The following is a 25632-nucleotide window of genomic DNA, read 5'->3' as shown; positions in this document are numbered from 1 at the left end:
ACCTAAAATGGTGTCCGGTTTTATTAGACCACTACAGAGGGAAAATTTGGAATATTCAATTCAGAAATTTCGATCTATCACGATGTAGCGCTGAAGACAGGATTATTAAAACTCGACTCAAATATTTATGCTCGTCACCCTCTTGTGTACTTGATGGAAGCCGCTGATGATTTTTGCTATGCAATCATAGATTTAGAAGACGGGATATCAATGGGAATTCTCTCTTGGAGCGAGGTTTACAAAATAATAGAGCCAGCTTTGGACAAAACGGACATAGAAGAATTTGAGAAAAGCTTCGCTACTTTAAGTAACGGCAGAAAGATGTCAATATTGAGAGGTCTGATAATTCAAAAATTTGTTGATGCAGGTGCAAAAGCATTTATTGATAATCAACATGATTTTTTGAATGGTGATATTTTCAAGTCGAAAAAGGATTTGATTAGCTTGTGCTCTCCTGAAGTTAAAGAGGCTGTTAATGCAGCAAAAGACTTAGCAAAATCAAAGTTGTTTAAACATCCAAGGAAAATTGAACTCGAAATCGGCGCTTACAATACTCTGGCAACGCTACTAGAAAACATTATCGAAGCAATTGTAGAGTATATTGATAATACAGGAGACGATAAAAATATAAGTAGTAAGTCAAAAAGAATACTTGACCTTGTAGGCAGGGATACCTTTTCACCAGAAGTACGAGCTTATATAAAAGCAGAAAATAAAGATAAAAATATTGCTACGTACCATGGAATAATGAGAGGACTCGATTTCATATGTGGTATGACAGACCATTATGCCAATTACCTAGCTCAACAATTCAATGGTATGGGAATATTCAGATAACAAAGGCCGCATTTGCGGCCTTTGTCTTAAACACTCAACGCAGAAAAATTACTTTTTCTTCGCTTTCGGGTTTGGCAGGTCGGTGATTGAGCCTTCGTACATCTCGGCGGCTAAACCGATAGACTCGTTCAGCGTTGGGTGAGCGTGGATGGTTAACGCGATATCTTCTGCGTCGGCACCCATTTCTACTGCTAAGCAGATTTCACCCAGCATTTCACCGGCGTTAATACCAACAATAGCGCCACCCAGAATACGGTGCGTTTCTTTGTCGAAAATCAGCTTGGTGAAGCCTTCAGTACGCGCTGAAGCGATAGCACGGCCTGATGCTGCCCATGGGAAGGTAGCGGTTTCTACTTTTAAGCCCTGCTCTTTGGCTTCTTTCTCGGTAATGCCGGTCCAGGCCATTTCCGGGTCGGTGTAAGCTACTGACGGAATGCAGCGCGGGTCGAAGTAGTGCTTCATGCCAGAGATCACTTCAGCCGCTACGTGGCCTTCGTGTACCGCTTTGTGCGCTAACATCGGCTGGCCGATAACGTCACCGATTGCATAGATATGGCCAACGTTAGTACGCAGTTGCTTATCTACATTGATAAAACCGCGCTCGTCGACGTTAACACCGGCTTTGGCCGCGTCTAACAGGTTGCCGTTTGGCTTACGGCCAACCGCTACCAGGATTTTGTCATAACGTACGGCTTTTTCCGGTGCGTTTTTGCCTTCGAAAGTGACATACAAGCCGTCTTTTTTCGCTTCTACGCCAACAACCTTGGTAGACAACATGATGTTGTAGTTGTCTTTGTTGTACTTGGTGTAGGCTTTAACCAGGTCGGCGTCGGCCGCTGGTACTAACTGATCAGCAAATTCTACTACCGATACTTTAGAACCCAGCGCACGGTATACAGTGCCCATTTCCAGGCCGATAATACCGCCACCCAATACCAGCATTTCGCCAGGAATGTCTTTTAATTCCAGTGCGCCGGTTGAGTCGATAATACGGTCGTCATCTTTTGGAATAAACGGCAGTGATACCGGCTCTGAACCTGCGGCGATAATAGCGTGTTCAAAAGTAATTTTAGTGTCGCCAACCTGTAAGGTGTTAGCGCCGGTAAATTTACCGTAGCCGGTAACGACCTTCACTTTGCGCATTTTTGACATACCGGCCAGGCCGTTAGTCAGCTGGCCGACTACTTTGTCTTTCCAGCTACGGATTTTATCTAAATCAATTTTCGGCTCACCAAAGGTAACACCGTGGGACGCCATATCGCGGGCATCGTCAATTACCTTAGCAACGTGTAATAAGGCTTTAGACGGAATACAACCTACGTTTAAACACACGCCACCCAGGGTGCTGCGCGCTTCAACCAGGGTAACTTCCAAACCTAAGTCTGCGGCACGAAATGCGGCAGAATAACCACCAGGGCCTGCGCCCACGACTACTACCTGAGTTTTGATATCGTTGCTCATCGTATTACCTTTCTTTATCAGTTCAGTGTACTGACAACAGCATGTAGGGCACGGCTGTCAGGCGAAAAAAGTGGCAGAATTTTAACATCCTGCCTGAGCGATGTCCCGTAACTTTTCAGCACGGGACACAAAATTCGCTCCTGGTTACACAGTTACATAATGATCTGACGAATATCCGCCAGATAGCTGGCCAGCGTTGCGGTAAAGCGGGCCGCCAGGGCGCCGTCGATAACGCGGTGATCGTAAGACATACTTAGCGGTAACATTAACTTAGGCTCAAACTCTTTACCGTTCCATTTCGGTTTAATGTCTGATTTCGACACCCCTAATATGGCGACTTCAGGCGCATTTACAATAGGCGTAAACGCCGTGCCGCCAATGCCACCCAGGCTTGATATGGTAAAGCAGCCGCCCTGCATATCGGCAGAGGTTAACTTGCCCTCACGCGCTTTTACCGAGATTTCCTGTAGCTCGCGCGACAGCTCGATAATGCCTTTTTTGTTTACGTCTTTTACTACCGGTACCACTAAGCCATTTGGCGTGTCTACCGCGATACCTAAGTGCACGTATTTTTTCAGGATCAGGCTTTGGCCATCTTCTGACAACGAGCTGCAGAAAGTCGGGAACTCTTCCAGTGCTTTAGCGACCGCTTTCATAATAAACACCAGCGGCGTGTACTTAACACCCAGCTTTTTCTTCTCGGCCAGAGCATTTTGCTCTTTGCGGAAGTCTTCCAGCCCGGTGATATCGGCTTCATCAAACTGGGTAACATGCGGAATACGCACCCAGTTACGGTGTAAATTATTGCCGGATAACTTCTGAATACGTGACAGCGGCTTGGCTTCTACTTCACCGAACTTGGCAAAGTCGACTTTTGGCCAGGCGATTAAGTCAAAGCCCATGCTGTTGCCTGAGCCAGAACCTGAAGACGCCGCACCGCTTTCAGCTTGTTTTACCAGCTGCTTAACGTAGTTTTGCACGTCTTCTTTAACTACGCGGCCTTTGCGGCCTGTGCCGTTAACTTTAGCCAGGTTAATGCCAAACTCGCGCGCTAAGCGGCGGATAACCGGTGACGCATGCGCATAGGCACTGTTTTCCACAAAGCCATCGTTAGAGGCAGCAGGTGCAGCCTCAGTTTTGGCTGGCGCAGCTTCAGTTTTCGTTTCGGCTTTCGTTTCGGCTTTGCTTTCAGCTTTTGGCGCTTCAGCTTCTGCCGGTGCAGCACCGGCCGAACCTGTGGTTTCAAACAGCATAATCAGGCTGCCGGTAGATACCTTATCACCGACGCTGATTTTTATCTCTTTTACTTTACCAGCGAACGGTGCCGGCACTTCCATGCTGGCTTTGTCGCCTTCTACGCTCAGCAACGACTGCTCTTCGCTTACCGTGTCGCCTACTTTGACCATAATTTCGGTAACTTCAACCGCATCGCCGCCAATATCCGGTACTTTTACTTCTTGTACGCTGGTGGTTTTGCTTTCCGCTTTAGCTTCGGTTTTAGTTTCAGCTTTTGGCTCTGCTTTAGCTTCTTGCTTCGCCGGGGCTGCACCTTCACCTTCAAAGGTCATAATCAGGCTGCCGGTTTTTACCTTGTCGCCTACTTTTACGTTAATGCTTTTTACCACACCCGCTTCTGCAGCCGGTACTTCCATAGAGGCCTTATCGCCTTCTACGCTAAGCAGTGACTGATCAGCGGCTACTTTGTCGCCAACCTTTACCAGAACTTCGGTGACTTCAACTTCATCAGCACCAATATCCGGAACATGAATTTCAATAGTCATGTGCAATCCTCTTATGCGTACAGTGGGTTGGTTTTGCCAGCGTCGATGCCAAACTTCTTAATTGCATCTGCCACTACCGCTTTTTTCAGTTCGCCTTGTTTTACCAGCTCGCTAAGTGCTGCCACTACGATGTAACCGGCGTTCACTTCAAAGTGACGGCGCAGGTTTTCGCGGCTGTCCGAGCGGCCGTAACCGTCGGTGCCCAGCACCTTGTAGGATGTGGCCGGAATAAAGGCCCGCACCTGGTCGGCATAGTTTTTCATATAATCGGTGGCCGCTATCGCCGGCGCACTGTTCATTACCGTAGCAATGTATGGCGTTTTGGCTTTCGCATCCGGGTTAAGCATATTAAAGCGCTCGCAATCCTGGCCATCGCGGGCTAACTCGTTAAACGAGGTTACCGAGTACACGTCAGACGCGACACCGTAATCTTTGCTGAGTATTTCTGCTGCTTTGCGCACTTCATTTAAGATAGTGCCCGAGCCCATCAGCTGAACCTTACCGCGATCGCCGTTTAAGCTTTCCAGCTTATAAATACCGCGACGAATACCTTCTTCAGCGCCTTTTGGCATCGCCGGATGATGGTAGTTCTCGTTCATTACCGTAATGTAGTAATAGATGTTTTCCTGCGCTTCGCCGTACATGCGGTGAATACCGTCATGCAGAATAACCGCCAGCTCGAAAGCGTAGGTTGGGTCGTACGAAATACAGTTAGGCACAGTGCCGGCCAGAATATGGCTGTGGCCGTCTTCGTGCTGTAAGCCTTCGCCGTTCAGCGTGGTACGCCCTGCAGTAGCGCCTAACAGGAAGCCGCGCGCTTGCTGATCACCGGCCATCCATGCCATATCGCCAACACGTTGGAAGCCGAACATAGAGTAGTAAATGTAGAACGGGATCATCGGCAAATCGTTGGTGCTGTAGGAGGTAGCCGCCGCCACCCAGGACGACATCGCGCCCAGTTCGTTAATGCCTTCCTGCAGTACCTGGCCGCCGATATCTTCTTTGTAGTAACTGACTACTGAACGGTCTTCCGGGGTATAGGTTTGGCCGCCCGGGTTATAAATACCAATTTGACGGAACAAGCCTTCCATACCAAAGGTACGGGCTTCGTCGGCAATAATCGGCACTATTTGCTTACCGATATGCTGATCTTTTAACAGAATGTTCAGCGCCCGCACATAGGCCATGGTGGTAGAGATATCACGCTTTTGCTCTTCCAGCAGACCATCAAAAGCACTTAGCTCCGGCAGTTCAAGTTTCTCGGTAAAGTTAGGTAAGCGCACCGGGGTGTAACCGTTTAACGCGGCACGGCGGTCGTGCAGGTATTTCAGTTCCGGTGAACCTTCCGGCAGCTTAATGTAAGGTAAGTCGGCTACCGCATCTTCGCTGATATAATCTTCCAGGCCTAAACGCTTGCGCAGTTGCAGCACGTGCGTCATATCCATTTTCTTCACCTGGTGGGCAATATTTTTGCCCTCTGCCGCTTCGCCCATGCCGTAACCTTTTACGGTTTTCGCCAGGATAACGGTAGGTTTGTCGGTGCATTCCTGCGCTGCTTTAAAGGCAGCATACAGTTTCGATGGTTCATGGCCGCCGCGTTTTAAATCGAAAATTTCTTCGTCGGTCATGTCAGCAACTAAAGCTGCGGTTTCCGGGTAACGGCCGAAGAAATGCTTACGTACATAAGCACCGTCGTTAGCTTTGTAAGTTTGGTAATCGCCGTCGACTGTTTCGTTCATCAGTTGCAGCAGTTTACCGGTGGTGTCTTTGGCCAGCAGTTTGTCCCAACCACGGCCCCACACGACCTTGATTACGTTCCAGCCGGCGCCGCGGAATAAACCTTCCAGCTCCTGGATAATTTTACCGTTACCCATTACCGGGCCATCAAGCCGCTGCAGGTTACAGTTAATTAAATAACACAGGTTACCCAGCTTCTCACGGGCAGCAAAGCTGATAGCACCGCGTGATTCCGGCTCGTCCATCTCGCCATCGCCTAAAAAGGCATACACGCGCTGTGCGCTGGTGTCTTTTAAACCACGGCCATGTAAATACTTTAAAAACCGCGCCTGGTAAATAGAGGCAATAGGCCCTAAGCCCATAGATACCGTAGGGAACTGCCAAAACTCCGGCATTAATTTCGGGTGCGGGTAGCTGGATAAGCCTTTACCGTCTACTTCCTGACGGAAGCTGTCCAGTTGCTCAGCAGTTAAGCGGCCTTCAACAAAGGCACGAGCGTAAATACCCGGTGAAATATGGCCCTGGTAGTAAACCAAATCGCCGCCGTCTTTTTCATTCGGTGCGCGGAAAAAGTGGTTAAAGCAGGTTTCATAAAACGCCGCAGAAGACTGGTAAGACGCCATATGACCGCCTAAATCCAGCTCTTTTTTCGAGCCGCGCAGCACTATCATAATGGCATTCCAACGGATCACCGAACGGATACGTCGCTCCAGGTTAACATCGCCCGGGTATGCCGGTTCTTGCTGCGTAGGAATGGTATTAATGTAGTTGGTGGTGACGCCGGTAGGCATAGCAACACCTTCTAACCGGGCTTGCTCCAGCACTTGCTCCAGCAGGAACTGCGCCCGCTCTACCCCTTCAGTGCGAACTACCGATTCCAGCGCTTCAAGCCACTCTTTGGTTTCCAGAGCGTCGATGTCAACTTTACTGACTTCAGACATATCGAGGTTTCCTTTGGTTATGCACGCCTGTGCTATAAATGCTCATGTGCGTTAAAAGTAAGATACTAGCCTTGCTGGGTGCGGCGTAACGAGCGCTCAATACGCGAACGCTCTTTACCTACATCCAGCAATGCTTCTTCAATAAAGGCCAGATGACCATTACTGGCCTGGCGGGCTTTCTCCGGCTCACCATTAATGACCGCTTGCATCAGCCGTTGCCGATGCGAGTTCAGCTGGCCGACAATGCCTTCCTTCTGCTGCAGCGTTTCCAGGTTTAACCGGATATTCTGCTCCACCAGTGGCGTTAACCCGCGCACCAAATGCAGTAACACTACATTGTGCGACGCTTCGGCCACCGCTAAATAAAAACTGCCCACCGCTTTGGCTTCAGCGTCTATATCGCCAAGCTGCTGGGCCTGACATATAGCGTCATAATGCGCGGTGATCTGTGTAAAATCTGCTGTGGTGCCACGCAGTGCCGCGTAATAAGCACAAATGCCTTCTAAGGCGTGGCGAAATTCCAGTAAATCAAATTGTGACTCAGGGTGGCGTGCAATCAGCTCAAACAACGGATCGGTAAGGCCAACAGCCAGATTATCGCAAACGTAAGTGCCGCCGCCCTGACGCCGGCTTACCAACCCCTTGGCTTCCAGCTTTTGAATGGCCTCACGTAATGATGGCCGTGACACAGCAAACATTTCCGCCAGATCACGCTCCGGCGGCAGCTTTTGTCCCGGCGCAAAACTGCCCTCCAGCAACATGTTTTCCAGTTGCTCGACTATGCGATCTGAGAGTTTCGCCGGTTTAATTTTAAAATCTGCCATGCGCCGCCATATTTGCCTGTTGCAGAGCTTAGCTTCAGCTCACTGTAAATTGGTCTTACCAATTTATTTTTAGTGGCGATAAGGTAGCAGTTTCTGCATAACAAGTAAATAAAGCAGAGAATCTATGCAAAGGCAAAAGCGGAAAATAGTTAGAGTAATAACTCAACATTGCTAAGGTATGACAGGTAGAGAAAGAATTGGTCTGACCAGAGTGGTAGGGCGATGACGATACCAGCCCGGCCACCGGCGCTAACTGCCGCTGTGCTCGCCACAACGGGCTTTCGGCAGTCCTGCCCTCAAGCTGGCGGACCGGCTACGCCGATGCAATTTGTTCCGGACAAATTGCTTATCCGCCTTCGCTGCGCGAAATCAGTTTGTGGCTGCGCTATCGGAGTTAGCGCCTGCTACGGTTATCCCCCTCTTTAGCAAAGAGGGGGTTGGGGGAGATTCGATGGCTGGGGTGAGATTCGGAGGTTTGCCTATCCCAGCCAACCACTTAACGTTAAAATGGCAGTAAAAGCTAAAAAGAACAACATATTACGTTTGGCCAGCTGCACCATATAGCTGCTGTCTTCCAGCGTATTTAAACTCTCAGCCGGCAGTGGCTCTGCTGCGGTCGCCACGTCAACTATTACCTGCTCGTTGTCGGCAGTAAAATCAAGGAAGTAACCCAATAAAGCCGTAGAGGCGCGGGAGAAATGCCCCACCAGTGCAAAACCCAAACCAAACAGCCTCGCAGGAAACCACAACGCCCAATGCGCGGTGCAGTGTACTGCCTTGTTATCTTCACCCAGACAGACAGCGTAATCGGCCGCATGCTCTTCGGCTACCGCTTCCTGTAAATGGCGTACCAATACATAAGTAATGACACCAAAAGCGCCCAACAGTAAAAACCAAAATACCACTGCCGCGTAGTAACGGAAGTTTAACCAAACCAGCAACTGACCATAGCTGCTTTGCTCGCGTTGGCTGCCCATATCACTGCGCATTTGCTGCATGGTAATAAAGGCGGCTTCTTCGTCACCGCGGTCCATCGCATTTAAATACTGCTTATACAGCTGACGGTAATGCCAGCAGCCGATAGCCAGCAGCAACACCAGGGTGTTAACCAGCAGGCTGATTAAATGGTTGTCCAGCAAATACAGCAGCAACATCACCACGGCACCCGGCAAGGCCAGCCACAGATATTGCCCTAATTTGTCTGCTGCCAACTTACGCAGCGCAGAGCCGGCGGTAAAGCGCACATAAGCGCGGCAATAGCGGTTAGCTTGCCAGGCATCGCTGCGCACTGCCAGCCGCTCGATAATTAACGCCAGCAGCATACTGATTAATGTCATACCCAAACTCCTTGATCGCGCTCTTTACAGCACTCTTTATCGCACATTTTTTAACGCATTGCGGTAGCGCATCCAATCAAACGCGATGCCGGGGTCGGTTTTACGCCCCGGCGCAATATCACAATGGCCCACTATACGCTGTGGCGTAATAGCCGGATGTTGTTGCATTAAAAAATAAGTCAGCTTAATAAGGCTGTGATATTGCTGCTCAGTATAAGGCAAATTGTCGGTGCCTTCTAACTCAATGCCAATGGAAAAATCATTGCAGCGCTCACGGCCGGCAAACCGGCTAACCCCGGCGTGCCAGGCGCGCTTGCTAAAGGGCACATAGTTAAAAATACGGCCATCACGCCAGATAACACAGTGTGCCGAAACCCTAACCCCGGCCAAACCGGTAAAAGTGGGGTGTGCATTGCAATCCAGCGTGCCCATAAACAAGGCATCGACATAACTTTGTTCAGGTAGCGCAGCAAACTCTGCCGCCGGCAGGCTGATATTGTGGATCACCAACAGGCTGATACTCTCGCCGTCGGGGCGGGCATCGCAGTGCGGGCTGGGCCGCTGTAACATAGCAGGAGATTCGGCGCTCATCAGAAGTTTTGCCTTTATACGGCGGTGTCAGTAAGCTATGCGCTATTGTCACTGCCGGAGGCCGTTAATGCAAGCGCCTGAACCATCAAACAAATATGGTAAGACCTTTGCCATTATTGCCTGGCTTATTTTAATGGTGCTGCTGTTTATGTTTTTTCAGGACACCATCAGCAAACAGCTTAACCCAAATCAGCAGCTGCAAAGTATTCAAGGCAGCCAGGGTGAAACCCGCACCGTGCTTATCCGCAACAAAAGCGGCCACTATGTCGGCACAGCGCTGGTAAATAACCAACCGGTAGACTTTATGCTGGACACCGGCGCCACTACCGTCGCTATTGACAGCCAGACAGCGCAAAAACTTGGCCTGCCACAGGGAGCCCCGATGCAAGTCAGCACGGCAAACGGTATTACTACGGCATACCGCAGCCGCATTGACCGGTTGCAGTTAGGTGACATAGTTCTGACCAACCTGCCCACCAGTATCGTGCCTAATTTAGCCGGCACCGAGATATTATTGGGCATGAGCGCGCTTAAACAGTTAGAATTTCACCAACAGGGCAACCAGCTTACGCTGATCCAACACAACTGACGCTTACATACAGCTGTTTTACCAAAGGCTATATCAAAGACTATGCATACTAATCTTACTACCTTGCACCAACAGGAAATTATCCGCGCTGTGTCTAATGCTCTGGCAGAAGACCTGGGCTTTTTACCTTTAAGCCAGGGCGACATTACGGCGTCATTAATACCGCCGGCCCAGCAGGCCAGCGCCACTATAATTACCCGCGAGCCCTGCGTAGTATGCGGCACCGCCTTTGCCGATGAAGTATTTCGTCAGCTTGGCAATGAAGTAAGCATTAAATGGCAGGTAAAAGACGGCGATAAAGTCGCGGCTAACAGTGTGCTTTGCAGCTTAACCGGCCCGGCGCGTATTTTACTTACCGGCGAGCGCACTGCGCTGAATTTTCTGCAGCTGTTAAGTGCCACCGCCACCACCACAGCGCACTATGTACAGTATTTGCACGGTAGCAATACCAAATTATTAGATACCCGCAAAACCCTGCCGGGCTTACGCTTTGCGCAAAAGTACGCGGTAACTACCGGCGGCGGTAAAAATCACCGTATCGGTTTGTTTGATGCCTTTTTAATTAAAGAAAACCATATCGCCGCTGCCGGCTCCATTGCCAATGCGGTAGCCACAGCGCGGCAGAATTTTCCCGGCAAACCGGTAGAAGTAGAAACAGAAAACCTCGCCGAACTGCAACAAGCACTTAACGCCGGCGCCGATATTATTATGCTGGACAACTTTAGCCTGGCTGATATTAACCAGGCGGTGGCGCTAAACAGCGGCAAAGCCAAGCTTGAAGTATCGGGCAATATTACCAGCGAGCGCTTAACAGAACTGGCAGCTACCGGGGTAGATTATATTTCCAGCGGTGCCTTAACCAAGCATGTGCAGGCGATAGATTTATCCATGCGGCTGACCATTCAGCAGTAACACAGCCGGTTAAAAAACAACTCATCTGACGTCCGGCGGTTAAACTTCTGCTACAGTGGGCCTGTCTCACGGAACGAGACAAGCAGCAGGATAACCCGATGCAATTAAGCGGTAATGTAGTATTTTGGCGCGACGACAAAGGCTTCGGCTTTGTGGTGTGCCAACAAACGCAGCAAAAACTGTTTTTCCATATCCGCGATCACGCCGGCGATGCCGGCCGGCCGCAAACCGGCGATCTGTTGTATTTCAGCCTGAGCAAAGATAAGCGTGGCCGCGATATCGCCGCACCGTGGCGCTTTGCCACAGCAAAAAACAGCGCCTCCCCTGCCGAACACAAAAATAACAGCAATAAAAATACCGACCACAGTATTTACTACGCCAACCAGCTGGCCCTGTGGTTTCGTATTGCCTTTCTTATTGCCGTAGTAGCGGCGTTATTGTTCGGCCAACTGCTGTATGTATTGCCACTGTTATATCTGGAAGCCAGCATCTTTACCTATTGGCTGTATAAAGCCGACAAAGAAGCCGCCATTGCCCGCCACGGCAACCGCCTGGCAGAACAAAGCCTGCAGCTGTTTGCACTGATAGGCGGCTGGCCTGGAGCCTATCTGGCACAGCGTCAATTGGCCCACAAACGCAGCAAGCTGCCATTCCGCCGTGAATTTGGCTTTGTTATTGTCGGCAATGCCTTATTGGTTATCTGGTTGCTATCCCCCTGGGGCCAACAGTTTTTAGCCCGCATGGCACTGCTTGGCAGTTAGTCCGCTATTTTATGCCTGTGTTTCATAACGCGGCTTTGCTACACTTCTTTTAATTAACGGCATAACGTAACAGGTAACCGTTTTATGCGCCTCAGTAAACAACAAGCAGATATGATCACTGTCGAAGCCAAAGATATTTTCGGCCCGAATGCCAGGGTTAAATTGTTTGGTTCCAGAATGGACGACAACAAACGCGGCGGCGATATCGATTTGTTAGTAGAACTGCCGCATCCGGTAATGCAACCTGTATTGGCAAGTGCCCGGCTGGAAGCACGCTTAATGCAGGTACTGGGGCTGCAAAAAATAGACGTAATTGTCAGCGCACCTAATATTGCCAGTACGCCTATTCATGCTGTTGCGGCTCAAGGTATAGTGTTATGACAAATGACACCACATTACGGTTGCAATTTTTAGTAAGAGTTATCGGCAAGGAAAACCTCTACCTGCAACAAACTGCAAGCCGGCTGTTTAAACAACCTCTTGATGCAACCGCCTTGCAAAACCTTGAAAATAATATTGCTTTATCTGAACAGCTTGATGCCTTTGCCAGCCGCTTCGGCCGCTTGCAAGACAATATCGGTGATAAATTATTACCGGCCACGCTGGCTGCGCTTGGCGAAAAAACCGGTCCGGTGCTGGATAACCTTAATAAGGCAGAAAAATTCGGCTGGTTGGAATCAGCAGAAAACTGGTTATTGGCGCGGCAATTACGTAACAAAATGGTGCATGAATATATTGAAGACCCGGCCATACTGGCTGAGGCTATTAACAACGCGCAAAACTTTATCCCCCTGCTAACCGGTTTTGCCGAAGCGCTTACCTCAGCACTTACACAGCGCAACCTGCTTTAAAACTCTGCGGTAGCTCATACTACCGCCAGCAGCTTCTTTCTCTGATATCCACAACCATTTATCACGCCTGTACCGCGCCAGCTGGCTAAAACCGCCGAAAAAACCGACAAATTACTGCTAAAGTTAATGCGGCGGTTGGCTATTGCGTAACGATAAACAGCATTCAGATTTATTGCTTAAAAAATTAGAGCAATAAAACTAGTACTTTTGTACTATACAGCATGACGTAAAATCGCACCGCCAATATGCAAATTAGCTTTATAAGCAATAATTTAGCTAAATGCGATGAAATTGGTAACATTTCGCTTGCGCCAATTGTAAAAATGCTCAAAATAGCACCCAGCCTTTATGGCTAAATAAAAATCAGGAGAAGTTAAAATGACTAATATGAAACGTACTCAACAGGGTTTTACCCTGATCGAACTGTTAATTGTAATCGCGATTATCGGTATCCTTGCTGCTATCGCTATTCCACAGTACCAAAACTACACTGCACGTTCTAACGTGTCTGCCTGTTTAGGCGAAATCTCTCCGGGCCGTACTCAGTTTGAGATTATGGTACTGGAAGGTAAACATGCCACTGTTGCACCTGGCACTATTGGTTTAGCACAGAACAGTGCTTGTTCTGGTATTTCTGCAGCTGCAACTGAAGATGGTGCAGGCACTATCGTTGGTACAACTAAAGGTGCCGGCGTTGGTGGTGATACACTTACACTAACAAGAAGCACTGCAGGCGTTTGGACATGTGTATACAGTGGTGCAGACGATTATGCACCAAGTGGATGTGGCACAGGTAGCTAATAGCTTCTTTATGTAGTTTTTTGTTAAACACCCCGCATTTCGGGGTGTTTTTATTTTTACTGTTTTAAACCAAGTACCTTTATGCATAGCGAAATAAAATCTTTTATGCTGTCGTTTATCCTGATAGCAGTATTGCCCAACATTGCCCTGGTTGTTTTAGCCGCTTGGTTGGACCTTGGCCGCCCGTATGTAAACTTAGACTATTTGCTGGCAGCGGTATTGATGTTTACCAAGCTACGCTGGTTGGGCATGACACTTTTTGTTGTTTTTTTCGCTACAGATGTATTAGCCTTACTTGCCCAAATTTTTCAATTTATCCGTTTAGATAATCTGATTTACTTGTCCAAATTTGTACTGCAAGCGCCGTCAGAATATCAGTTTTCCATTTTAGGCATTTTCGCTCTTTTTTTCTGTTTAACAGTTCTATTTTGGCACATTCCGAAACTCACAAATGCAAAGCACGCTCTGGTAATGTTAAATATCGGCCTGATGGCTTACGGAGTCTACGTTTACAGCGATAGTACCAACACAGATAAGCTGTGGCGATTGGCTGAAAATCATATTGTTGGTAGTCCGACACTTCATACTATTGAACACCGCTCACGCGGATTCCTGCAAACCTTTAACATGGACGGCCCTGCTTTTTCAGGGGAAAAGCCTGCCAGCGCAACGGCTTTGTGGCAAGAGAGAGAGCGGCAACCGGCACCAAAGATGCTTTTGGTTGTAAGCGAATCTTGGGGCGTTCCGGTTAACACCGATGTTCAAAAGCAGTTGTTAGCGCCGTTAGCTCGTCTGGGTAACAAAATACTTTGGCAAGCCGAAGGCGAACTGCAGTTTCATGGCGCGACTGTTGCGGGGGAGTTGAGAGAAATATGCAATCTTAGCCCTAATCATTTTAATCTTAGGGATGTAACAGAAAGGTTTGACACTTGTCTGCCAAATTATCTTAGATCGCTCGGTTACCAAACAAGCGCACTACATGGAGCCTCGGGTGTATTATATGACAGAATATATTGGTATCCACGGGCAGGTTTTGACGAAATAACCTTCTTTGAAAACAAGGTTTGGGAACGGCGTTGTTACTCCTATCCAGGCGCTTGTGATTTCGAAGCAATTAAAGTTGCAGAAGCCGCACTCGCACAGCCTGGCAAGCAATTTTTCTACTGGCTAACACTGAACAGCCATGCTATCTACGATTTACGTGATTTAGTAATAGATGTGTTTGACTGCAATAAATATGCAATCCCAAGCAATTCACAAGTTTGTCGTAACCTTAAATTGCAAGCGCAGTTCTTTTTCAGTCTTGCGCAATCTATTGAGGCAGGCAATTTCAGTGGTGTTGAGGTCATTATCGTTGGCGATCATGACCCAATTATTACTAACCTGGAAGAAAAAGCAGCCCATTTTGTCGATAACAAAGTGCCATGGATAAAATTCAGTATTCGCGATAATAAAACTGAATTTCACTCCGTTTTACATGGTAACGTGGCTGCGGTAACAAACCATACGAATACAAAACTATCAAAGTAATATCGTGGATTTTTGCAGGGCGAAAATCGTTTTGGCATAAACTTTTCGACCAAGTGCACTACCGGCTCAGGATGCAGTTTAACAAACGGTAATAAACTTGAATAAACAGGGTTTAGTGGCATAATCAGGCTTACTATTTAAGATTTTCAGCTAAATCAGGGTGTTTTTGCTAAATGGCAGTTAGTACAACCTCAACGCTTTTTAAACGTTTAGTGCAGCAGGGCCTGCTAAATGGCGATCTTGCTGCTAAGGCTATTGCCGATAAAGGCAGTCAGTACAAAAACCTACCGGAATTATTAATTGCTGAAAAGCTGATTACTGCACCCAACCTGGCACTGGCTGCTGCGGCAATCAGCCATGCTATTAGCATGGACTTGGAGCACTACGACGTTGAAAGCATTCCGGAAGATTTGCGCAACGAAAAGCTGATCCGTAAAACCGATATGCTGCCGCTGGGAAAGCGCGGCCGTAATATGTACCTGGCCGTAGTAGACCCTACCAATATTCAAACCATCGAAGACTTTGAATTTAACACCGGCTTAAACGCCGAAGTGGTAGTAGTAGAATATGATAAGCTACATAAGCTGATTGATAAGCTGTTTGATAACAGTATGGGCGGCGATTTCGACAACAGCGACTGGGATTTAGGCTCAATGGGCATAACCCAGGACGACGACGAAGAAGGTGGTGCCGGCGTCCAGGTTGATAAAGAAGATCAGCCGATTATTGCCTTTATTAATAAAATGCTGCTGGACGCTATCCGTAAGGGCGCGTCAGATTTACACTTTGAGCCGTATGAGAAAACCTACCGCATCCGCTTTCGTATCGATGGTATTTTGCACGAGGTCGCCAGCCCACCGGTGGCACTCTCTACGCGGTTATCCGCGCGGTTAAAGGTAATGTCGCGGCTGGATATCGCCGAAAAGCGTGTACCGCAGGATGGTCGCATTAAGCTGAAATTATCAGCAAAAAAATCTATCGATTTTCGTGTTAGCACCCTGCCTACCTTGTGGGGCGAAAAAATTGTAATGCGTATTCTCGACTCAGACAGCGCCATGCTGGGCATTGATGTGCTGGGTTATGAAGAACATCAGAAACAGCTGTATTTGGAAGCGTTAGCGCAGCCACAAGGCATGATTTTAGTAACCGGCCCTACCGGCTCGGGTAAAACAGTATCGCTGTATACCGGTTTGGCGATTTTAAACACCACTGAAACCAATATCTCTACTGCCGAAGACCCGGTAGAAATAAACCTGGCTGGCATTAACCAGGTACAGGTTAACCCGCGCGCCGGTTTAACCTTTGCCTCGGCGTTAAAATCGTTCTTACGCCAGGATCCTGACGTAGTGATGGTTGGCGAAATACGTGACCTTGAAACCGCTGAAATTGCCATAAAAGCCGCACAAACCGGCCACTTGGTTATGTCTACCCTGCACACTAACTCTGCGCCGGAAACCTTAACACGGCTATTAAATATGGGCGTGCCGTCGTATAACGTGGCAAGTTCAGTATCATTAATTATTGCCCAGCGGCTGGCACGACGTTTATGCAGTCATTGCAAGCATCAGGAACATCTGCCGGAAGTAGAACTGTTAAAACAAGGCTTTACTGCTGAGCAATTGCCGAACATCAAAGTATTTAAGCCGGTGGGTTGTGACCACTGCACCAACGGTTACAAAGGCCGTGTAGGTATTTACGAAGTGATGCCGGTAAGCGGTATTATGGCGGAAATTATTATGCAGGGCGGCAACTCACTGGATATTGCTACCCAGGCGCAAAAGGAAGGGGTAAATAACCTGCGTCAGTCCGGCTTAATTAAAGCCGCGGCCGGTTTAACCAGTTTGGCCGAAGTAAACCGGGTTACTAAAGGCTAGTGACAAGTGACAAGTGACAACAGAATTTGACCATTAGCGCCACGGCGCTGTAACAGGAAACCATTATGGCTCAGGCACAACAATTTAAAATAAAAGAGCTGGAAGTATATTTATACAAGGGCGTAAATCGCCGTGGTAAAAAAGTAGACGGCGAATTAAAAGGCACCAGTATCGCCGAAATAAAGGCTTTATTACGCCAACAAGGTATTACGCCGTCCGGGGTTAAACGCAAGCCCAAATCATTGTTTGGCGATGGCAAGAAAATAACCCCCGGCGATTTAGCCGTGGTTACGCGGCAAATTGCCACTATGCTGACGGCAGGCGTACCGCTGGTACAATCGATAGACTTAATTGCCAATGGCTCAGAAAACAAAAGCCTGCGCACATTAATGCAGAAAATTTCGGTGAAAATTCAGGCCGGTTTACCCCTGTCAGATGTACTGCGCGAGTACCCGAAGTATTTTGACGAGCTGTACTGCGACTTGGTTAAATCCGGTGAATCGTCCGGTTCGCTGGACCAGGTATTTGACCGCTTGGCTACTTACCGCGAAAAAGCAGAAGCACTAAAATCAAAAATTAAAAAAGCCATGTTTTATCCTGTGGCGGTTATGGTAGTAGCAGCTATTGTGACGTCGATCCTGCTGATTTTTGTTGTACCTCAGTTTGCTGATATTTTTAAAGGGTTCGGCGCAGAGTTACCGGCTTTTACCCAGTTTGTTATGCACATTTCAGACTTAATGCAGGCCTATTGGTGGTTGGTGTTGGGTGTGATAATTGCTGCCATTTTCCTGTTCAAACGCATGTATGCCGGCAGCCTCGCTTTTCGTACCAAGGCAGACGCCTTGCTGCTAAAACTGCCGGTCATGGGCATGATCATGAACAAAGCTGCAGTAGCGCGCTACGCCCGCACTTTGTCTACTACTTTTGCTGCAGGCGTGCCGTTGATTGAAGCATTAGAATCTGCAGCCGGCGCTTCGGGCAACGAAATTTACCGTAACGCTATTTTGGAAGTTCGGGAAGAAGTGTCCTCGGGTAACCAAATGTATCTGGCGATGAAGCAAACAGATCGCTTCCCCGAAATGGTAGTGCAGATGGTAGCTATCGGCGAAGAGTCTGGCTCGCTGGATAGCATGTTATCTAAAGTTGCCAGTATTTATGAGCAAGAAGTAGACGATGCTGTAGACGGTCTTACCGCCTTGTTGGAGCCAATTATTATGGCTGTATTAGGCGTTATTATCGGTGGTTTAATAATTGCAATGTATCTGCCAATTTTTGCTTTAGGCTCAGTAGTAGGATAATTCGGTGCAGGAACTTTCGTTTATTTTCAGCCAGTACCCGGCACTGTTTGTGATTAGTGCCGGCTTACTGAGTTTAGTTATCGGCAGCTTTTTAAATGTATTAATTTATCGCTTACCTAAGATGATGGAGAACGAGTGGCAGCAGGAATATCAGGCCTATTTTCAGCCTGACAGCCTGGCGGCCACACCGGCTAAATTTAACCTGGCGGTGCCACGCTCGGCATGTCCGGCCTGTAATGCGCCGGTTTTGGCGCGTGATAATGTGCCGTTGCTAAGCTGGCTGCTGTTAAAAGGCAAGTGCCGCAGCTGCAGCGCGCCGATTAGCCCACGCTACCCACTGGTTGAAGCTTTAACCGCCGTACTGTCTGCCGTAGTAGCGGCAAAACTCGGCTTTGGCTGGCCGGCTGCCGTGCTGATTTTTGTAACTTGGGGCTTAATAGCACTGACCTTTATTGATTTGGATAAGATGCTGCTGCCGGACCAGCTTACCCTGCCCTTGTTGTGGTTAGCGTTGTTATTCAGCCTGAGTGATTCAGCCTTTGTTAATCCGGCGCAGGCTATCGTCGGTGCCGCTGCCGGTTATCTGAGCTTATGGAGCGTATACTGGCTGTTTAAGCTGCTTACCGGCAAAGAGGGCATGGGCTACGGCGATTTTAAATTGCTGGCAGTGTTTGGCGCTTTACTCGGCTGGCAGCAGTTGCCGTTAATTATTCTGTTATCTTCTGCAGTGGGTGCTGTAGTTGGCGTAATACTTATAACAGTACAGGGTAAAAGCAAGGCGACACCGATCCCGTTCGGGCCTTATATCGCAGCAGCCGGGTGGATAGCCTTACTATGGGGTGAGCAATTGACCAACAGCTACTTGCGTTACCTCGGTTTGTAAGTAGTGTCGGATTATATTGTTGGCCTTACCGGCGGCATAGGCTGCGGTAAAAGCACCGTAACCGCCATGTTTGCTGAATTGGGCGTACAGTATGTTGACGCTGACATCGTTGCCCGTGAAGTGGTTATGCCGGGCTCTGTGTGCCTGAATGCCATTCAGCGTTATTTTGGTGACAACATTTTGCAAGTCAATGGTGAGCTTAACCGTGCGGCGTTGCGCCAACGCATATTCAGTAACAGCGCAGATAAACGCTGGCTGGAGCAGTTACTGCATCCGGCCATACGGCAACAGTTACTGCAACAGCTGGCGGCACTAACATCACCCTATGCATTGCTGGTGGCACCGTTACTGCTGGAGAACAAGCTGCAGCAATATGTGCAGCGGGTATTGGTGATAGACTTACCCGAAAGCCTGCAATTAAGCCGCGCGGCAGCGCGCGACAATGCCGGTGAAGCACAGATAAAAGCTATTATGGCGGCCCAAATAAGCCGCGACGAACGGCTGAAACTGGCCGATGACATTATTACCAACGACAGCAGCATTGCTGATTTAACGCCGCAAATTGGCGCCCTGCATCAACGTTATTTGCAGCTGGCCAGCGCGCACTAAGCCGGTAAGCTGTTGCAACAGGGTGTGATACCGCAACGCAATGACAGAACTTACTTACGAACATCCGCTCAACGAAAAACTACGTACTTACCTGCGACTGGAGCACTTGCTGGAGCAACTGCTGCAACTGAACACTTTAGCTAACCAATGGCAACAACAGGCGTTCTTTAACGGCCTGTTTGATTTAATCGAAGTATTAGACCGCAACGACGTGCGGCCCGATCTGATTAAAGATACCGAACGCTGCGAAACGGCCCTGGTGGCCTGGGCCAAACACCCCTCGGTATCCGACGACAAACTAAAACCGGTATTACAGCAGGCAGTAAAACTGCAAAGCGATTTGCTGCGCAGCGGCAAATTTGTCGGCAACTTAAAAGAAGACAAGTTTCTGGCACCACTACGGCAACGCTTTTCTATCCCGGGCGGCACCTGCTTTTTTGATGTGCCGCAGCTGCATTATTGGTTTAACCTGCCGCTGCAGGAGCGCCAACTGATGGCGACCAGCTGGTGTGCAGAGCTTAACCTGTTACAGCAAGCATTAAGTTTTGTGCTGGGGTTCAGTCGCGAAAAAGGCCAGTTTACTGAGTTAGTCGCGCAGAACGGCTTTTATCAAAGTAACACAGAGCAACATGAGTTATTGCGCATTCGCTACCCATTGGAAGCCGGCGTTTACCCCACCGTAAGTGGCAACAAATACCGCTATGCCATTCGCTTTATGCAGCTCAGCGATGACAGCGGCCGTAGCAACAGCGCAGAAGACGTCGGCTTTAAACTGGCCTGCTGTTAGTGCTGGTAATTTACGCCGCGCTGGTTAAACTACGCGGCAAAACACCAGCCAGTGCCCGTTCGGCACTTTGTCAGCTGATAAAGATGGCTGACAAAAGCAGCTGATCAATGCGGAGATTAAATATGAACGTCAAATGCCCCACTTGCGATAAAGCAGTAGTCTGGTCGGCTGCATCCCCCTTCAGGCCATTTTGCTCAGAGCGCTGCAAACTGATCGACTTAGGCGACTGGGCCGCCGAAAACCACCGCATACCGGACAAAACACCGATAGACGCCGCCCTGTCAGAAGAATATTTAGCCGAACTGGAGCAGGAGTTTATCGCACAGGACAATGACTTTTTTAAGCATTAACCTACCTGACAGCAGTACTACTACGATGTAGCAAACTGCTGCTGAATACGCTCAACTATCGGCTGGTTGGCATCAGGGAACTCGATGTTGCCAAGCTCTGCAATATCTACCCAGCGCAGAGGCTGGCCTTCACGGCCATGCGGCTCGCCGTCAAAGGCGGTTACCAGCCAGATGTCGAGTAACACAGTTTTTTCCGGATAAGCGTATTCCAGCTGCATAAAAGCGCTGCTTTGTGTCACATTAATGGCCACCTCTTCCTGCAGCTCACGGCTAAGCGCCTGCGCCACCGTTTCGCCGGCCTCTACTTTACCACCGGGAAACTCCCATTTACCGCCCTGATGCTGCTTACTGCTTCGCAGCGCCAGTAAAATGCGCTGCTGTTGCATTATAACGCCGACGGCAACATGAATAACCTTGTGCTGCATTTTACCTCCAAAAACGACAAAGCCAGCCTGAGCTGACTTTGTCTTTAGCTGTAGCAGTGCTTAAACCAGTTTACCGTGGCACTGCTTGTACTTTTTGCCGGAGCCACAAGGGCAGGCATCATTACGGCCTATTTTATCCTGCTCGCGAAATACCGGACCACGCGGTGCATCGGCCGGCACATCGCCCCCCACGTGCTCCGCTTCAGCATGCTGATAATCGTGCGGTACCGCATCAGCCTTACGGCGCTGCTGCTCTACCGCTTCAACATCTTCTGCTGCGCGCACCTGTACCCGGCTTAATATACCGACCACATCTGCTTTGAGAGCCTCCAGCATGGTGGAGAACAACTCAAAGGCTTCGCGTTTATATTCCTGCTTCGGGTTTTTCTGGGCATAACCGCGCAGGTTAATACCCTGACGCAGGTGATCCATCGCTGCCAGGTGCTCTTTCCAGTGCGTGTCCAGACTTTGTAACATAATGGCTTTTTCAAACTGACGCAGCACCTGCGGGCCAACCATTTGTTCCTTATTAGCGTAAGCATGTTCTACTTCTTGCTGAATACGCTCGCGCAATTTCTCTTCAAACAGTTTTTTGTCGTCGGCCAGCCACTGCGAAATAGCCAGTTCAAGATTAAAGTCGGCTTTTAAGCGCTGTTCTAACCCGGGCACATCCCACATTTCATCCAATGACTGCGGCGGGATGTACTGGCTGATCACATCGTCGATAACGTCAGTACGGATAGCCGCGATGGTCTCACTGATATCGGTCGCATCCAGCAGGTCGTTGCGCTGCTCGTACACCACTTTACGCTGGTCATTCGCAACATCATCAAACTCAAGCAATTGCTTACGAATATCGAAGTTACGTGCTTCTACTTTACGCTGGGCATTCTCAATAGCGCGACTAACCCAGGGGTGTTCTATCGCTTCACCTTTTTCCATACCAAGGCGACGCATCATGGCGGCCATACGATCTGAAGCGAAGATACGCATCAACGCATCGTCCAGTGACAAATAGAAACGGCTTGAACCAGGGTCGCCCTGACGGCCGGAACGACCGCGTAGCTGGTTATCGATACGGCGCGACTCGTGCCGCTCGGTACCGATAATATGCAAACCGCCGGCGGCAATAACAGCATCGTGCCGTACTTGCCAATCGGCTTTTGCTTTAGCAATTTGCTCTGCTGTTGCCTCAGCGCCCAGCGCAGCCAGTTCGGCCTGCAAGCTGCCGCCCAGCACAATATCAGTACCACGACCGGCCATATTAGTGGCGATGGTTACCGTGCTGCTTTGACCTGCCTGAGCGATAATTTGCGCCTCATTGGCGTGAAACTTGGCATTTAACACCTGGTGCTTAATTTTGGCTTTGTTTAACAGGCCGGATAGATACTCCGAGCTTTCAATAGAAGCAGTACCCACCAACACCGGCCGGCCGGCATCACGGGTTTTAACGATATCGTCGATAATGGCCTGATACTTATCTTCGGCATTTAAATATACCAGGTCGGCCATATCTGCCCGTACCATAGGCCGGTTAGTCGGCACCACGATAGTTTCCAGGCCGTAAATTTGCTGGAATTCAAAGGCTTCAGTATCGGCCGTACCTGTCATACCTGACAATTTGTCGTACAGACGGAAGTAATTCTGGAAGGTGATAGACGCCAGCGTCTGGTTTTCATTCTGAATACGCACACCTTCTTTGGCTTCTACCGCCTGGTGCAAGCCTTCAGACCAGCGCCGGCCTTCCATGGTGCGGCCGGTGTGTTCATCAACAATGATAATTTCACCGTCTTTTACCACATAATCCACGTCGCGTTTAAACAGCTGGTGTGCGCGTAAGGCCGCGTAAACATGGTGCAGCAGCGTAATATTAGCAGCAGAAAACAAGGTGTCGTGCTCGCCTATCATGCCGTGCTCGCGCAGCATATCTTCAACTTTGATCTGGCCCTGCTCGGTTAAATATACCTGACGGGCTTTTTCATCCACAGTAAAGTGGCCATCGCCGTGCGCGCCCTCTTCGTCTTCTTTTTCCTGTTTTACCAAATGCGGTACCAACAGATTAATTTGCTTGTACAGCTCTGAGCTGTCTTCGGCCGGGCCGGAGATAATAAGCGGCGTACGGGCTTCATCTATCAGAATTGAGTCAACTTCATCGATAATGGCAAAAGCCTGATCGCGTTGTACGCGGTCCTGCGGTGAGAACGCCATATTGTCACGCAGATAGTCAAAGCCAAACTCGTTGTTAGTGCCGTAAGTAATATCGGCAGCATAGGCCTTTTGCTTTTCCGGATGTGCCATGCCGGGCACATTAACGCCGACGGTCATGCCTAAGAAAGCAAACAACGGCTCGTTGGTTTGCGCGTCGCGTCGTGCCAGGTAGTCGTTGACGGTAATAACATGCACACCGTTACCGCTAAGCGCGTTTAAGTACGCCGGCAAGGTGGCTGTTAAGGTTTTACCTTCACCGGTGCGCATCTCGGAAATTTTTCCCTGATGCAACACCATGCCGCCTATCAATTGCACATCGAAGTGGCGCATATCAAATACCCGCTTACTGGCTTCACGTACCGTAGCAAAAGCCTGCGGTAAAATGTCATCCAGGCTGCTGCCATTGGCAAGCAACTGCTTAAATTCGGCGGTTTTCTGTTGCAGCTGCTCATCGGATAAGGCGGCGAACTCTGCCTCTAACGCATTGATCTGCTGTACTTGTTTTTCTAATTTTTTTAAGAAGCGGTCGTTGCGGCTACCAAATAATTTGGCAAAAAGTTTTCCAAACATTATCCAAATACCATGTTAAGTTAAAACTGCAGTGCAGCCCCCGGCAGCGCTGAGCCGGCCGGTAAAAAGTATTAAAACCTCAGCATATTACGTCAGATATGGTGCCCTATGCTAACGCTTTCAAGGTGTAACATTCTCTGCAGTAACAGAAACTGCTACACTGCGCCTATACATCAATGCTGCAGGTGCATAAGGCGATGGCCCGATATACCCATAAACCTCTGGATATCAGCAAAGTGCTGTCGCACAGCAGCCTGGCCTCACAGCAGCAACAGGTTGGCCTGGTGCAGCAATTAAATAAGGTGCTGGCAGAGGTATTGCAGCTGGAGCAACTCAGCTTTTGTCAGGTTAGCTGTATACGCGATGGCCGGGCAGTTATTTTATGTGCCTCGGCGCCCTGGTTAACCCAGCTGAAAATGCAGCGCGACGCCATTCTAGACAATTTTCGCCGAAAAATCTTGCCTGATTTAGCCGGTATTGAGATCGAAGCTTCGCCGAACGGCCAGATTAACAAGCTGAATGTGCCTGTGGCAGTAAAAAATAGCCATCAACTGTCTGACACTGCCGCAGCAACACTGCGCGCAGTGGCACAGGGTAGCGATGGTGCATTAAAACAGGCGTTGCTGAGGTTGGCAGAAAATGCCGGGCGTAAAAAAGGCTGATGTGAAAAAAACAAAACCCGGCACAGGCCGGGTTTTGTTAGCTAATGTATGGTTTATGCCAGTTGTGGTGCCAGATAAGATATCGGCATACGGGCCTTGTCTTCAAAGGTGACAAATTCCCAGTTTTCCTGGTTAGCCAACACTGCACATAACAGTTGGTTATTTAAGGCATGCCCGGTTTTAAAGGCTTTAAACTCGCCCAAAATACTGTAACCGGCCATATATAAATCGCCGATAGCGTCCAGAATTTTGTGTTTAATAAATTCGTCTTCGTAGCGTAAACCGTCCTGGTTCAGCACACGGTATTCATCCAGCACCACCGCATTATCAAAACTGCCGCCCAGCGCCAGATTGTTCGCCCGCAGGTACTCTACTTCATGCAGAAAACCGAAGGTGCGCGCACGGCTGATATCTTTAATAAAACCGGCTGCCGAGAAATCCAGTTGCATATGCTGCATGGTTTCTGCAATTACCGGATGGTCAAACTCAATGGCAAAATCGATTTTAAAACCATGATGCGGCTTAAACTCGGCCCATTTATCGCCATCTTCTACCCGCACGGTATTCTTAATGCGGATAAACTTTTTCGCCTGGCGTTGCTCAGCTACACCGGCTTCAAGCAATAAATATACAAACGGATTGGCACTGCCGTCCATGATTGGAATTTCAGCAGAATCGACTTCAATCATTAAATTGTCGATACCCAGACCGGCAATGGCCGCCATCAGGTGTTCAGTAGTAGACAAGCGCACGCCATCGTCATTAATTAAACACGTACACATCACGGTATCACCCACTAACTCAGGTGTTACTTTGAAGTCGACCACAGGATCAAGATCAACACGACGGAACACAATGCCCGTGTTGTCCGGCGCAGGTCGGAGAGTAAGCGTAACCTTTTCGCCTTTGTGCAATCCCACTCCAATGGAGCTGACTGTTTTGCCGATGGTACGTTGTTTAATCATCATGTTTCCCTGCTCAATTAATAAGCAATGTCAAAATGGCGGCGAAGC

The 25632-nt window shown here is 48.9% G+C and carries 24 protein-coding genes; 15 read left to right on the top strand and 9 right to left on the bottom strand.

The features are described 5' to 3' along the window. Positions 1 to 153: 153 nt before the first annotated feature. Positions 154 to 837 (top strand): hypothetical protein, encoded by a 684-nt coding sequence (locus HRH59_RS11955; RefSeq protein ID WP_173501495.1) that lies wholly within the window; start codon positions 154 to 156, stop codon positions 835 to 837. Between the two features lie 48 nt (positions 838 to 885). Here the strand turns inward: HRH59_RS11955 and lpdA are convergent, their stop codons facing one another. From lpdA to ampD, 6 genes are all read right to left on the bottom strand, one after another. Next, positions 886 to 2298 carry a dihydrolipoyl dehydrogenase gene (gene lpdA, locus HRH59_RS11950; RefSeq protein ID WP_173501494.1) on the bottom strand — a complete coding sequence of 471 codons (1413 nt, stop codon included), beginning with the start codon at positions 2296 to 2298 and terminating at the stop codon, positions 886 to 888. A gap of 152 nt (positions 2299 to 2450) precedes the next feature. Continuing rightward, entirely contained in the window at positions 2451 to 4079 is a 1629-nt protein-coding gene (gene aceF, locus HRH59_RS11945) for a pyruvate dehydrogenase complex dihydrolipoyllysine-residue acetyltransferase (protein WP_173501493.1), read from the bottom strand. Between the two features lie 11 nt (positions 4080 to 4090). Beyond that, positions 4091 to 6757, bottom strand: coding sequence for a pyruvate dehydrogenase (acetyl-transferring), homodimeric type (gene aceE, locus HRH59_RS11940; RefSeq protein ID WP_173501492.1), 2667 nt, complete (start codon positions 6755 to 6757; stop codon positions 4091 to 4093). 65 nt (positions 6758 to 6822) lie between these two features. Then, positions 6823 to 7581, bottom strand: coding sequence for a pyruvate dehydrogenase complex transcriptional repressor PdhR (pdhR, locus tag HRH59_RS11935; protein WP_173501491.1), 759 nt, complete (start codon positions 7579 to 7581; stop codon positions 6823 to 6825). 479 nt (positions 7582 to 8060) lie between these two features. Continuing rightward, positions 8061 to 8918, bottom strand: coding sequence for a regulatory signaling modulator protein AmpE (ampE, locus tag HRH59_RS11930; RefSeq protein WP_173501490.1), 858 nt, complete (start codon positions 8916 to 8918; stop codon positions 8061 to 8063). Positions 8919 to 8954: 36 nt separating this feature from the next. Then, positions 8955 to 9509, bottom strand: a complete 555-nt coding sequence (ampD, locus tag HRH59_RS11925; RefSeq protein ID WP_173501489.1) for a 1,6-anhydro-N-acetylmuramyl-L-alanine amidase AmpD — start codon at positions 9507 to 9509, stop codon at positions 8955 to 8957. A gap of 67 nt (positions 9510 to 9576) precedes the next feature. Here ampD and HRH59_RS11920 point away from each other — a divergent pair, with 67 nt between their 5' ends. The 13 genes from HRH59_RS11920 to yacG all read left to right on the top strand — a co-directional run bounded on the left by HRH59_RS11920 (position 9577) and on the right by yacG (position 20754). After that, entirely contained in the window at positions 9577 to 10098 is a 522-nt protein-coding gene (locus HRH59_RS11920) for a retropepsin-like aspartic protease family protein (RefSeq protein WP_173501488.1), read from the top strand. Positions 10099 to 10140: 42 nt separating this feature from the next. Further along, on the top strand, positions 10141 to 11010 hold the full coding sequence (gene nadC, locus HRH59_RS11915; RefSeq protein ID WP_173501487.1) for a carboxylating nicotinate-nucleotide diphosphorylase: 870 nt from the start codon (positions 10141 to 10143) through the stop codon (positions 11008 to 11010). A 98-nt stretch (positions 11011 to 11108) separates the two neighbouring features. Continuing rightward, positions 11109 to 11771 carry a DUF1294 domain-containing protein gene (locus HRH59_RS11910; protein ID WP_173501486.1) on the top strand — a complete coding sequence of 221 codons (663 nt, stop codon included), beginning with the start codon at positions 11109 to 11111 and terminating at the stop codon, positions 11769 to 11771. Between the two features lie 84 nt (positions 11772 to 11855). Beyond that, a complete protein-coding gene (locus tag HRH59_RS11905) occupies positions 11856 to 12152 on the top strand; it encodes a nucleotidyltransferase domain-containing protein (protein ID WP_173501485.1) in 297 nt (98 codons plus the stop codon). Then, positions 12149 to 12622: a ribonuclease HepT family protein gene (locus tag HRH59_RS11900; RefSeq protein WP_173501484.1), complete on the top strand. Its 474-nt coding sequence runs from the start codon at positions 12149 to 12151 to the stop codon at positions 12620 to 12622. The genes HRH59_RS11905 and HRH59_RS11900 overlap by 4 nt, the downstream gene beginning before the upstream one ends. A 378-nt stretch (positions 12623 to 13000) precedes the next feature. Further along, entirely contained in the window at positions 13001 to 13423 is a 423-nt protein-coding gene (locus tag HRH59_RS19470; RefSeq protein ID WP_269435449.1) for a pilin, read from the top strand. 81 nt (positions 13424 to 13504) lie between these two features. Further along, on the top strand, positions 13505 to 14953 hold the full coding sequence (locus HRH59_RS11890; protein ID WP_173501483.1) for a sulfatase-like hydrolase/transferase: 1449 nt from the start codon (positions 13505 to 13507) through the stop codon (positions 14951 to 14953). A gap of 173 nt (positions 14954 to 15126) precedes the next feature. Next, complete coding sequence (gene pilB / locus HRH59_RS11885; protein WP_173501482.1) at positions 15127 to 16827, top strand: type IV-A pilus assembly ATPase PilB; 1701 nt, start codon at positions 15127 to 15129, stop codon at positions 16825 to 16827. A gap of 65 nt (positions 16828 to 16892) precedes the next feature. Further along, the gene (locus HRH59_RS11880) at positions 16893 to 18125 is read left to right on the top strand and encodes a type II secretion system F family protein (protein ID WP_173501481.1); all 1233 of its coding nucleotides are present in this window, start codon (positions 16893 to 16895) and stop codon (positions 18123 to 18125) included. Positions 18126 to 18129: 4 nt separating this feature from the next. Continuing rightward, positions 18130 to 19008 carry a prepilin peptidase gene (locus HRH59_RS11875; RefSeq protein WP_331460175.1) on the top strand — a complete coding sequence of 293 codons (879 nt, stop codon included), beginning with the start codon at positions 18130 to 18132 and terminating at the stop codon, positions 19006 to 19008. Positions 19009 to 19011: 3 nt separating this feature from the next. Next, entirely contained in the window at positions 19012 to 19617 is a 606-nt protein-coding gene (gene coaE, locus HRH59_RS11870; RefSeq protein ID WP_173501480.1) for a dephospho-CoA kinase, read from the top strand. A gap of 40 nt (positions 19618 to 19657) precedes the next feature. Continuing rightward, entirely contained in the window at positions 19658 to 20404 is a 747-nt protein-coding gene (gene zapD, locus HRH59_RS11865; protein WP_173501479.1) for a cell division protein ZapD, read from the top strand. 122 nt (positions 20405 to 20526) lie between these two features. Continuing rightward, positions 20527 to 20754 carry a DNA gyrase inhibitor YacG gene (gene yacG, locus HRH59_RS11860; RefSeq protein WP_173501478.1) on the top strand — a complete coding sequence of 76 codons (228 nt, stop codon included), beginning with the start codon at positions 20527 to 20529 and terminating at the stop codon, positions 20752 to 20754. Positions 20755 to 20774: 20 nt separating this feature from the next. Here yacG and mutT read toward each other — a convergent pair whose 3' ends face one another. Both mutT and secA read right to left on the bottom strand, forming a co-directional pair. After that, on the bottom strand, positions 20775 to 21179 hold the full coding sequence (mutT, locus tag HRH59_RS11855; protein WP_173501477.1) for an 8-oxo-dGTP diphosphatase MutT: 405 nt from the start codon (positions 21177 to 21179) through the stop codon (positions 20775 to 20777). A 60-nt stretch (positions 21180 to 21239) separates the two neighbouring features. Next, a complete protein-coding gene (secA, locus tag HRH59_RS11850; RefSeq protein WP_173501476.1) occupies positions 21240 to 23957 on the bottom strand; it encodes a preprotein translocase subunit SecA in 2718 nt (905 codons plus the stop codon). A 197-nt stretch (positions 23958 to 24154) separates the two neighbouring features. Between secA and HRH59_RS11845 the strand changes: the two genes are divergently transcribed. Continuing rightward, complete coding sequence (locus HRH59_RS11845; RefSeq protein ID WP_173501475.1) at positions 24155 to 24619, top strand: DciA family protein; 465 nt, start codon at positions 24155 to 24157, stop codon at positions 24617 to 24619. Positions 24620 to 24672: 53 nt separating this feature from the next. Here HRH59_RS11845 and lpxC read toward each other — a convergent pair whose 3' ends face one another. Further along, positions 24673 to 25584, bottom strand: coding sequence for a UDP-3-O-acyl-N-acetylglucosamine deacetylase (gene lpxC, locus HRH59_RS11840; RefSeq protein ID WP_173501500.1), 912 nt, complete (start codon positions 25582 to 25584; stop codon positions 24673 to 24675). Positions 25585 to 25632 lie beyond the last annotated feature (48 nt).

This window comes from Rheinheimera lutimaris, from assembly GCF_013283795.1.
Lineage (GTDB): Bacteria > Pseudomonadota > Gammaproteobacteria > Enterobacterales > Alteromonadaceae > Alishewanella > Alishewanella lutimaris.
The sequence above is the reverse complement of the archived record's forward strand: the minus strand, read 5'-3'. Positions and strand labels throughout refer to the sequence as shown.